Annotated in this window: 10 protein-coding genes; 1 reads left to right on the forward strand and 9 read right to left on the reverse strand. The window is 45.6% G+C overall.

Annotation, left to right across the window (positions count from 1 at the left end; all coding sequences use genetic code 11):
• Window positions 1-135: 135 nt before the first annotated feature.
• The 5 genes from NC99_RS17045 to hisG form a co-directional block, all read right to left on the reverse strand.
• Complete coding sequence (locus NC99_RS17045) at window positions 136-510, reverse strand: GxxExxY protein (RefSeq protein ID WP_053186526.1); 375 nt, start codon at window positions 508-510, stop codon at window positions 136-138.
• Between the two features lie 49 nt (window positions 511-559).
• Entirely contained in the window at window positions 560-1,681 is a 1,122-nt protein-coding gene (gene hisB, locus NC99_RS17050; protein ID WP_053186551.1) for a bifunctional histidinol-phosphatase/imidazoleglycerol-phosphate dehydratase HisB, read from the reverse strand.
• 175 nt (window positions 1,682-1,856) lie between these two features.
• Window positions 1,857-2,888 carry a histidinol-phosphate transaminase gene (hisC, locus tag NC99_RS17055; RefSeq protein WP_053186528.1) on the reverse strand — a complete coding sequence of 344 codons (1,032 nt, stop codon included), beginning with the start codon at window positions 2,886-2,888 and terminating at the stop codon, window positions 1,857-1,859.
• Window positions 2,889-2,964: 76 nt separating this feature from the next.
• Window positions 2,965-4,248, reverse strand: coding sequence for a histidinol dehydrogenase (hisD, locus tag NC99_RS17060; protein WP_053186531.1), 1,284 nt, complete (start codon window positions 4,246-4,248; stop codon window positions 2,965-2,967).
• Between the two features lie 56 nt (window positions 4,249-4,304).
• Entirely contained in the window at window positions 4,305-5,162 is an 858-nt protein-coding gene (hisG, locus tag NC99_RS17065; protein WP_053186534.1) for an ATP phosphoribosyltransferase, read from the reverse strand.
• 323 nt (window positions 5,163-5,485) lie between these two features.
• Here hisG and NC99_RS17070 point away from each other — a divergent pair, with 323 nt between their 5' ends.
• A complete protein-coding gene (locus NC99_RS17070) occupies window positions 5,486-6,577 on the forward strand; it encodes a glycoside hydrolase family 88/105 protein (RefSeq protein WP_053186539.1) in 1,092 nt (363 codons plus the stop codon).
• 78 nt (window positions 6,578-6,655) lie between these two features.
• Here NC99_RS17070 and dnaJ read toward each other — a convergent pair whose 3' ends face one another.
• The 4 genes from dnaJ to NC99_RS17090 form a co-directional block, all read right to left on the reverse strand.
• The gene (gene dnaJ, locus NC99_RS17075; RefSeq protein WP_053186542.1) at window positions 6,656-7,819 is read right to left on the reverse strand and encodes a molecular chaperone DnaJ; all 1,164 of its coding nucleotides are present in this window, start codon (window positions 7,817-7,819) and stop codon (window positions 6,656-6,658) included.
• 15 nt (window positions 7,820-7,834) lie between these two features.
• Entirely contained in the window at window positions 7,835-8,449 is a 615-nt protein-coding gene (locus tag NC99_RS17080; protein WP_053186545.1) for a nucleotide exchange factor GrpE, read from the reverse strand.
• A gap of 159 nt (window positions 8,450-8,608) precedes the next feature.
• The gene (locus NC99_RS17085; protein WP_082326547.1) at window positions 8,609-9,133 is read right to left on the reverse strand and encodes a TlpA family protein disulfide reductase; all 525 of its coding nucleotides are present in this window, start codon (window positions 9,131-9,133) and stop codon (window positions 8,609-8,611) included.
• A 114-nt stretch (window positions 9,134-9,247) separates the two neighbouring features.
• Window positions 9,248-10,406: UDP-N-acetylglucosamine 1-carboxyvinyltransferase (locus NC99_RS17090; protein WP_053186548.1), on the reverse strand; the 1,159-nt coding region annotated here is incomplete at its 5' end.

Below are 10,406 nucleotides of genomic sequence, written 5' to 3' on the forward strand. Positions count from 1 at the left end.
ATGGCTGTATTTTTCTTTTCGCGTAAGGGTTTAATGCTTTTCATTTTTGTTAATTTTTTACCACAAAGGGCACTAAGTTTTTTCACAAAGTACACGAAGTTATTTGATTCACAATTCCAACTCCTGGTTGTAAATTCATAGGATCACACGTTTTATCCCATGTTTGAGAAGTTTTACATTGAAGTTCACCAAGAGCCCGAGCTTGCATTTTGATAGTTTTAAATAAGTTAGAATTTGTGCCAAATGAATGTCAGATAAGTCGTCCACCGCTTTCACTTCAATGATGATACAATCTTCAACCAACAAATCAACACGGTAGCCAGCGTCAAGTTTTACTTCTTTGTAGATTAGCGGCAGCGGTTTTTGCCGTTCGACCTTTAAACCCGACTCGATGAGTTCATACATCATGCATTCCTCATAGGCATTTTCAAGCAGCCCTGGGCCTAGCGCGGAATGTACTTTAAAAGCACAATCCAGTATTAATTTGAAAATATCTTCTCTGCTTAGCATTCCTCAGTGATCTTGGTGAAAAAAACTTCGTGCTCTTTGTGGTTAACTCTCACAATGCGCCTTTGGTTGAAGGCAGTTCAAAGTTAAACACATCTTTTTTAATGGCCATTTTAATGGCGCGGGCCAGGGCTTTAAAGATCCCCTCAATTTTATGGTGTTCATTGTCACCTTCGGCTTTGATGTTGATGTTTGAAAGCGAAGTGTCGGAAAATGATTTGAAAAAGTGAAAGAACATTTCGGTGGGCATGTCGCCTACTTTTTCGCGCTTAAATGCCGCATCCCAAACAATCCAGGGGCGGCCGCCAAAATCGAGGGCAACCTGTGCCAGGCAGTCATCCATGGGCAGGCTGTAGCCATAGCGCTCAATGCCGCGCTTGTCGCCCAACGCCAGCTTGAAAGCTTCTCCCAATGCCAGCCCGGTATCTTCAATGGTATGGTGCTCATCAACCTGCAAGTCGCCGTTGACTTTAATGGTTAGATCAACGCCGGCGTGTCGGGCAATCTGATCAAGCATGTGATCGAAAAAATGCAGGCCTGTGCTGATGTCGCCTTTTCCGGTGCCGTCCAGGTCGAGTTCAATTTTGATTTGGGTTTCCTTGGTGTTGCGTTCCACTTTGGCTGTTCGCTCAGGAGCGGCAACGCGCGCGTAAATTTCATCCCAACTGGTGGTGACCAGTGTACAATAGGATTCCAGCTCCTTCTTTTTTAGTTCATCTGTCAGCGAACCATCATTGATCAGAATGCCTTTTGCGCCAAGGTTTTTTGCCAGTTCGATATCTGTCAGGCGATCACCGATGACATAACTGTTGGTGAGGTCGTAACTACCGCTCAGGTATTTTCCCATCAAGCCGGTTCGTGGTTTACGTGTTGGTGCGTTATCTTCAGGGAAGCTTCGGTCGATGAGGATATCTTTAAAAACAACACCCTCGTTTTCAAAAGCCTGAAGCATTTTGTTGTGAGCCGGCCAAAAAGTTTCCTCCGGGAAGGAATCGGTTCCCAATCCGTCCTGGTTGGTGACCATTACCAATTCGTAGTCCAGGTTTTTGGCAATGAAATGCATGTTGCGGAAAACACCGGGAAGAAACTCCAGCTTTTCCAGCGAGTCAATTTGTTCGTCTTCGGGCTCACGAATCAGTGTGCCGTCGCGGTCGATAAATAGTGCCTTTTTCATAAATGAGTAAATATCGAACATGAAATAAGGAATAAGGAATCAGGAAATTCCAACAGGCAACTTTCTTGTTCCTTATTTCTTGTTCAGTGTTTCTTATTTTAGTTTTTTAGCTGTTTCTATACTTTTGAAAAATAGATTTCTATTATTGAATATTCTTCATTGGATATTTCTTTTTTCAAATCAGTTCGTTCAGCTTCTCCAACAATATCTCATTTTCTTCTTTGCTTCCCACCGTTATGCGCAGGCTGTCGTCGCAGAGCACTACTTTCGAGCGGTCCCGGACAATGATGCCTTTTTCAACCAGGAAATCATAAATTCCGCGGGCATCATGCATTTTTACCAGCAAAAAGTTCGCGTCAGAAGGGAACACCTTTACAACAAACGGGAAGCTGTTGAGTTGTTCGGCCAGTTTTTTTCGCTCGTCAATCAGTAAGTCCACCCATTGGTTTTTGTCGGCTTCCTGCTCAATTAGTTCCAGCGCTTTTTGCTGCGTGAGCATGTTGATGTTGTACGGATACTTGATTTTGTTGAAGATTCGGATGATTTCCGGACTGGCAAAAGCCATTCCCAGGCGTATTCCGGCCATGCCCCATGCCTTGGAAAAGGTTTGAAGAATAACGAGGTTGTCGTATTGATTCAATTCGGATAACAAACTAGCTCCGGGGGCAAAGTCAATGTACGCTTCATCAACAATCACCAATCCTGAAAAGCTTTGGATGAGTTTGGTCATTTCGCTTTTATCGAGCAAATTGCCGGTGGGGTTGTTGGGTGAGCAGATGAAAATCAGTTTGGTTTGGTTATCCGTTTTTTCCAGCAGTGCATCAGCCGAAAAGCTGTAATCGGGATTTAGTTTAACTTTTCGAACTTCCACGTTGTTGATATCGGCCGAAACCTGGTACATGCCATAAGTTGGATCCATCGTCACCATGTTGTCTCGTCCGGGCTCACAAAATGCGCGGAAAAGCAGGTCGATCGGTTCATCACTTCCATTTCCGAGGAAAATTTGTGACGGCTCACAGCCTTTGATCGCAGCAACTTTTTCTTTCACTTTTCTTTGTAACGGATCCGGGTAGCGGTTGTAGGGTTCGTTGAACGGATTTTCGTTGGCATCGAGAAAAACCATGGCTTCGCCAGTGTATTCATCACGGGCTGATGAATAGGGTTTCAGGTTTTTGATGTTGGTACGTATGAGTTTGTCTAAGTTCATAATGTTTGCAAGTTGACCCCTCCGTCCCGATAAATCGGGACACCTCCCCTTTGCAGGGGAGGAAAAAGGCCGGTGACTATTCCAAGCTTTTTAATCTCAAACTGACTGCATTTTTGTGCGCGTCCAATTGTTCGGCTGCGGCCATCTTTTCAATGACCGGGCCCAGGTTTTGAATACCGTCTTTGGTGATTTCCTGAAAGGTGATTTTTCGGATGAAACTGTCCAGGTTAACACCGCTAAAAGAACGCGCCCAGCCATTGGTTGGCAAAGTGTGGTTGGTTCCCGAAGCGTAATCACCAGCGCTTTCGGGGGTGTAATTTCCCAGAAAGATCGAGCCGGCATTCACAATTTTTTCAGCCACTTCCAGGTATTTATTCATGGAGATGATCAAGTGTTCGGGCGCATATTCGTTGATCATTTCAACCATTTCGTCTTCGCTGTTGACAACAATCGCTACACTATGATCCAGCGCTTTTGTGGCAATTTCCATTCGACTCAGTTCGGCCAATTGTTTGGCCAGTGCCGCTTCAACTTCATCCACCAGCTTTTCAGAATTGCAAACCAAAACCACCTGCGAGTCTGGTCCGTGTTCGGCTTGCGAAAGCAAGTCGGAAGCAATAAAAGCAGGGTTGGCTGATTCATCGGCCATAACGGCTACTTCGGATGGGCCGGCCGGCATATCAATGGCCGCGTCAGCGATGCTAACCAATTGTTTGGCGGCCATCACATATTGGTTGCCCGGACCAAATATCTTCGACACTTTTGGAACTGATCCGGCACCGTAAGCCAATGCACCGATGGCCTGAACGCCTCCGAGTTTGAAGATTTTGGTGACCCCCACCAGTTGCGCGGCAAATAGAATAGCCGGATGAATTTTCCCCTCCTTGTTTGGCGGGGTGCATAAAACGATCTCGCTGCAGCCGGCAATTTTGGCCGGAATTCCCAACATGAGCACAGTGGAAAAAAGCGGCGCCGATCCGCCTGGAATGTATAATCCGACCTTTTCGATGCCCACTGCTTTTTGCCAGCAAACAATGCCGGGGCTGGTTTCAATCTTTCTTAACTCCGTGACCTGGCTGGCATGAAAACGCTGGATGTTCGAAGCGGCAATTTCAATGGCTGCTTTCAGCTCTGCATCGACCAATTGGCTGGCCTCTGCAATTTCTGCCTCGGTTACGGCAAACTCGCGGATGGCAACTCCATCAAACTGCTCGGTAAATTTTTGAATAGCTGGCAGGCCATCCGATTTGATTTCATCGAGAATGGCCTTGACTTTTCCGGTCAGGTCTGCTGCATTGAACAGCGGCCGTTCAAGAATCTGCGGCCAGCTTGCTTTATCGGGATTTAAGTAACGTTTCATGCCTTAGTATTTGAATTGAAAATTTCTGTCGTTCGAATGGTCCTTGGAGAGGTGGACTAAAAAATCATCTTTTCAATGGGGACAACCAAAATGCCCTGTGCGCCGGCAGCTTTTAGTTTGCCAATGATTTCCCAAAAATCGTTTTCGGCAATGACCGAGTGCAGCGAACTCCAACCCTCTTCGGCCAATGGCGTTACGGTCGGGCTTTTCATTCCCGGCAGAATTGCCGAGATTTCCTGAATCTTGTCGTTGGGCGAGTTCAGCAAAATGTACTTCTTACCTTTGGCTCGCTCAACCGATTCCATGCGGAAGATCATTTCATCAACAATGGCTTGTTTTTCGGGAGATAGGTTTTCGGGAGCAACCAAAACCGCTTCGGAATACAGCGCAACTTCCACTTCCTTTAACCGGTTCGAAACCAGCGTCGAACCGGAGCTCACGATGTCGAAAATGGCATCGGCCAAACCAATGCCGGGTGCAATTTCCACGGATCCGGAGATGACGTGAATATCGGCTGTAACCTTATTTTTATCCAGAAAATCCTTCAAAATAACCGGATACGATGTGGCAATCTTTTTCCCGTTGAACCACTCAATTCCCTGATAGTCTTCCGATTTTGGAATGGCCAGACTCAAACGGCACTTGCTGAAACCCAGTCGTTTGATGATTTTAACGTTTTCCTTCTTCTCCAGCATTTCATTTTCGCCAACAATGCCAATGTCGGCCACCTGGTCGGCTACGGCTTGCGGGATATCATCATCACGAAGAAAGAGTACTTCGAGAGGGAAATTCTTGGCGGCCGCCAAAAGCTTCCGTCTTCCGAGGTTGATTTTTATTCCGGCTTCTTCCATGAGTTGCATGGAATCTTCGTTTAGCCTGCCTTTTGTCTGGATTGCAATTCTCAACTGTGTCATATTATTTTAAGTTCAATAAAAAAGGCCTACCTTTCGGTAAGCCTTCTTTGGGTTAATATTTTTAAAACAAAACAAAAGAATTACGGCCTACCAGTAAATAGGAAGTGATGATGATGGCCGTAATGTCCAAGTTTGTTATTCATTTCGTTTTCGTTTTGAGCTGCAAGTATAGCGATAAAATGAAAGTGTACCAAACGCAATACTGACAAATTATTATTTCAGGGTGAATAATTATTCATTTTTTAATTTTAAGTTCACACAGCAATCGATTGCCTTAATTTGTTATTTTTGAAAAACTTGATGAACCCTAATTCCAATTTGTTATGAAAAAACTCCTTTCCTTTTTATTGCTGACATTGTTTGCAGCAAGCCTAACCGCACAAAATACAAACAAATTCTTTAAGTCGAATCACATTAAAAGAACCATGAATAAGGCTGCTTATTGGCAGCTGAAAAATCCGAAGCATGAGCTGTATGACTGGACTAACGGGGCTTTCTACGCCGGAGTTTTTGCTGCCTGGGAAACGACGGGTAAAAAAAGGCTGTGGAATGCGATGATTGACATGGGCGAAGCGAACGAGTGGAAGCCCGGGCCGCGTTTGCAACATGCAGACGATCATGCGATTTGTCAAACCTATATCGATTTGTACCGGGTTGAAAAGGATCAGAAAATGATTGAGCCTTTCCGCAAAACGGTGGACGAAATGATAGCAACCCCTTATAAGACCGGTGAGATTCGTCCAATTACCTGGTGGTGGTGCGATGCCTTGTTTATGGCTCCGCCGGCTTTGGTTAAATTAGGGGTGACCTTGGACGAACCGAAATACCTTGAATTTAGCGACAAGCTATTTCGGGAAACCTACGATTTGCTTTTCGACAAAGAAGAGAATCTGTATGCCCGCGATATGATGTATCAGACCAATTGGAAAGAGCCAAAAACTGAAGCCAATGGTGAAAAGATATTTTGGTCGCGTGGCAATGGCTGGGTGATGGGCGGCTTGGTTCGTGTGTTGGATGAATTGCCTGCGGACTACGAAAACCGGGCCTTTTATGAGGATCAGTTTTTGAAAATGGCGGAAAGGATTAAATCGCTTCAACAAGACGACGGACTTTGGCGCGCCAGTTTGTTGGATCCAAAATCCTATCCAGGAGGCGAGGCGAGTGGGTCCGGATTCTTCACTTATGCTTTGGCTTGGGGCGTGAACAATGGCTTACTTGAAAAATCGGAATATCAACCAGTCGTAGAGAAGGCCTGGATTGGACTGAATGGCTTGATTCAACCAGATGGGCATGTTGGCTGGACGCAGCCTATTGGAGCCGATCCGCGTGCCAACTTTACCAACGACAGCTGGGAAGTGTACGGTACCGGAGCGTTTCTGCTGGCTGGTAGCGAAGTGATTAAAATGGATTGGTAAGCTCTGTTAACTTCTACCGAAAAAAAAGAAAGCGGCCTTTCAGGGAAAGCCGCTTTCTTTGTTGATAATCAGGCGTATTTATTCAAAGATGTTTTTCATCTTCTCAAAAAAGTTTTTGTCACCCGCTCCGGGCGTGTGCTTGAAGTTGGGTGATTCCTGTAATTTCTCCAGCATTTTGCGTTCTTCGGCCGAAATATTCTTTGGCGCCCACGCATGAATGCGAACGAGTAAATCGCCTTTTCCATAGCCATTTACATCAGGCAGGCCTTTTCCTCGCAAGCGCAGAATTTTTTCGGGTTGTGTGCCGGCTTCAATTTTTACTTTCACCTTGCTTTCAACCGTTGGTATTTCAGCTGTTGTTCCCAAGGCAAAATCGGGCAGGCTTAGAAAAAGATTGTAAATTAAATTGTTGCCATCGCGAATCAAATCCGGATGGTTTTCCTCGGTAATAATCACCAGTAGGTCGCCATTCAAGCCACCACGACGGCCGGCATTACCTTTACCCGAAACGTTGAGCTGCATGCCTTCGGCCACGCCAGCCGGAATTTTGATGCTCACCACTTCTTCGTCGCGCACAACACCTTCGCCGGCACAGGCGCTACATTTGTTTTTAATGATTTGGCCTTCGCCGTTACAGCTGGGGCAGGTAGCCGTGGTTTGCATTTGCCCGAGCAAGGTGTTTGTTACCCGTGTCACATGACCGCTTCCGCGACAGGTTGAACAGGTGGTGTAATCGTTGCCTCCCTGGGCTCCGGTTCCATGACAGGTGTCGCAGGCCTTGTATTTTTTGAGTTTGAGTTTCTTCTCAACACCATTGGCAACTTCTTGAAGCGAAAGCGTGACTTTTACGCGTAAATCCGATCCGCGATGTACTCGTCTGCCGCCTCCCCTGGAGCCACCGCCGAATCCACCAAATCCACCGCCAAAACCACCTCCACCGAAAATGTCGCCAAACATGGAGAAGATGTCATCCATGGACATGTCGTGCTGGCTGAATCCACCGCCACCTCCAGCTCCACCAACGCCGGCATGGCCAAACTGGTCGTACCGTTGTTTTTTCTGCGGATTGCTCAAAACCTCGTAGGCTTCGGCAGCTTCTTTAAATTTTTCTTCAGCTTCCTTATTGCCTGGGTTTTTATCCGGGTGATATTGGATGGCTTTTTTTCGGTAAGCCTTCTTAATTTCCTCGGGCGAAGCGTTTTTACTTACTTCTAAAATTTCGTAAAAATCTCTTTTTGTCATACTTACTTTTTTTGTCTATTCGCCAATCACCACTTTTGAAAAGCGAATGACCTTATCGTTCATGAGGTAACCTTTCTGAATTACATCGACCACTTTCCCCTTCAACTCTTCTTTTGGAGCGGGAATTTTAGTGACCGCTTCGTGCAGATCGGTGTCAAAATCTTTCTCTTTGGCCTCGATTTCAGAAATTCCGTTTTGCTTCAGGAATTCTTTGAATTTGCTATAGATCAAATTGATGCCCTGCTTTAACGGATCATCGTCTTTCATGTTGCTGAAAGCCATGAGTGCGCGCTCAAAGTCGTCGATTACCGGCAAAATGTTGACAATTACACCTTCGCCACCCGACTTGATCAGCTCCATTTTTTCTTTCATGGTCCGCTTGCGGTAGTTATCAAATTCGGCCTGCAGTCGAATGTGCTTGTCTTTCAGTTCCAGTAGTTCGTTTCCCAATGCTTCTATCTTTTCCGTGTTTTCTTCCTGTTTCGACTTTTTATTCTCTTTCTTGGCTTTTGCCTTCTTGGTGTCGGTATCTTTTTCAGCAGTTTTGTCTTGTTGTTTTTGAGCCGCGTTCTCTTTTAGTTCCGTTTCACTTGCTTGCTCTTGTTCGTTTTTAATCTTTTCTTCTGCCATTTTTTTCACGTTTTATATTATCGGATTGAGGATTACAAATATGTTGCCATTGCCTGCAACGGGACAATTTGGCACACCCGGATTGCAAATTGCTGACAAAATTAAAAAAAGAAAGGCAGCACGTGTGTGCTACCTTCCGGTGAACTGAAATTTATAATCTTATTTTAATAATTGCTCCAGTGCATTTTCCAGTGCTGCTCCGCGCAAATTCTTGGCGACAATAACGCCGTTGCCATCGATTAAAAAGTTTGCCGGAATACCACGAACTCCGTAAACCGCCGCATACTTGGCATGCCACCCTTTTAAATCGGAGACATGGTAGTCCCAGCTCAGCTGATCATCCTGGATGGCTTGTTCCCAGGCTGCTTTGTTTTTATCGAGCGAAACCCCAAATACGGTGAAGCCATTGCCGTTTTTGAATTTTTTATCTTTGAATTCTTTGTAGGCTGCAACTACTGCCGGATTTTCGCGACGGCAAGGGCCACACCAGGAAGCCCAAAAATCAATCAATACCATTTTGCCTTCGAGTGACGACAGTTTTAATTCTTTGCCATCGACAGATTGTTCTGCTATTTCAGGGGCTTTGTTGCCAATTTGCAGTCCAATTTTGACATCATCTCCTGCTTTCGACTGGATGGTCAAACCAAAGACCAAGGCCAGTGCTATAAAAAATTTCTGTTTCATCTGTTTCAAACTTTGTTAAAATAAATCGAGCTCAATAATAGTAAAAATGAGTACATGCAAGGAAGTTGAGTCTTGATTTTTGAAAATATTAACAAACTGAACGGGGCTTGTGTTTTAATTCACCCGCTTAATGTCGGCTCCAATGCCCTGCAGGCGCTGGTCAATGGCTTCGTAGCCGCGGTCAATTTGTTCGATGTTGAAAATTTCACTTTTACCCTTAGCCGAAAGGGCAGCGATGAGCAAAGCCACTCCCGCACGAATATCGGGCGATGACATGGTTGTTCCCCGAAGCATGTGTTTTTTATTCAGTCCGATCACGGTTGCGCGGTGCGGATCGCAAAGGATAATTTGTGCGCCCATGTCGATCAATTTATCAACAAAAAACAGGCGGCTTTCAAACATTTTTTGGTGAATGAGAACGCTGCCATTGGCTTGTGTGGCGACAACCAAAAAAATGCTCAGCAAGTCGGGGGTCAAACCAGGCCAGGGGGCATCAGAAATATTCATAATCGATCCGTCGATAAACGTTTCAATTTCATATTCATTTTGCGCTGGAATAAAAATATCATCGCCCTGAATTTGCAATTGGATGCCAAGCCGTTTAAAGGCTTCGGGAATGATTCCCAGGTGTTCAACTCCTGCGCTCGGAATGGTGATTTCCGATCCGGTCATGGCAGCAAGGCCAATAAAACTGCCCACTTCAATCATGTCAGGCAAGATGGTATGTTTGCAGCCGGTCAGTTCGTTTACCCCTTCAATACGTAACAAGTTGGAGCCAATACCGTCAATTTTGGCACCCATCGAAACCAGCATTTTGCATAGTTGCTGCAAATAGGGTTCACAGGCGGCGTTGTATATGGTGGTGATTCCTTCGGCCCTAACGGAAGCCATCAAGATGTTGGCTGTTCCGGTAACTGAAGCTTCATCAAGCAACATGTAGGCACCCTTCAGTTTTTTGGCTATGACTTGATAAAAATGCTGATCTGCTTCGTAAGTAAATTCGGCGCCCAGCTTTTGAAGTCCGACAAAGTGGGTGTCCAGTCTTCGTCGTCCAATTTTATCGCCTCCCGGCTGAGGAATCAGCGCCTGTCCGAAGCGGGCCAGCAGAGGACCGACGATCATGATGGATCCACGCAAGCTGGCTGCTTGTTGAGCAAATTGTTCTGACTTGAGGTGTTCCAAATCAACCTGGTCTGCCTGAAATTGGTATTCTCCCTTTTTCAGGCGCGTGGTTTTTACTCCCAGCTCGCCAAGAATTTCAATCAGCTTCATC

The organism is Sunxiuqinia dokdonensis, assembly GCF_001270965.1.
Taxonomy (GTDB): Bacteria; Bacteroidota; Bacteroidia; order Bacteroidales; family Prolixibacteraceae; genus Sunxiuqinia; species Sunxiuqinia dokdonensis.

Excerpts from the sequence above, each read along its gene's own strand:
- NC99_RS17045 (WP_053186526.1), bottom strand. The coding sequence starts at position 510 with ATGCTAAGCAGAGAAGATATTTTCAAATTAATACTGGATTGTGCTTTT.
- hisB (WP_053186551.1), bottom strand. The coding sequence starts at position 1,681 with ATGAAAAAGGCACTATTTATCGACCGCGACGGCACACTGATTCGTGAG.
- hisC (WP_053186528.1), bottom strand. The coding sequence starts at position 2,888 with ATGAACTTAGACAAACTCATACGTACCAACATCAAAAACCTGAAACCC.
- hisD (WP_053186531.1), bottom strand. The coding sequence starts at position 4,248 with ATGAAACGTTACTTAAATCCCGATAAAGCAAGCTGGCCGCAGATTCTT.
- hisG (WP_053186534.1), bottom strand. The coding sequence starts at position 5,162 with ATGACACAGTTGAGAATTGCAATCCAGACAAAAGGCAGGCTAAACGAA.
- NC99_RS17070 (WP_053186539.1), top strand. The coding sequence starts at position 5,486 with ATGAAAAAACTCCTTTCCTTTTTATTGCTGACATTGTTTGCAGCAAGC.
- dnaJ (WP_053186542.1), bottom strand. The coding sequence starts at position 7,819 with ATGACAAAAAGAGATTTTTACGAAATTTTAGAAGTAAGTAAAAACGCT.
- NC99_RS17080 (WP_053186545.1), bottom strand. The coding sequence starts at position 8,449 with ATGGCAGAAGAAAAGATTAAAAACGAACAAGAGCAAGCAAGTGAAACG.
- NC99_RS17085 (WP_082326547.1), bottom strand. The coding sequence starts at position 9,133 with ATGAAACAGAAATTTTTTATAGCACTGGCCTTGGTCTTTGGTTTGACC.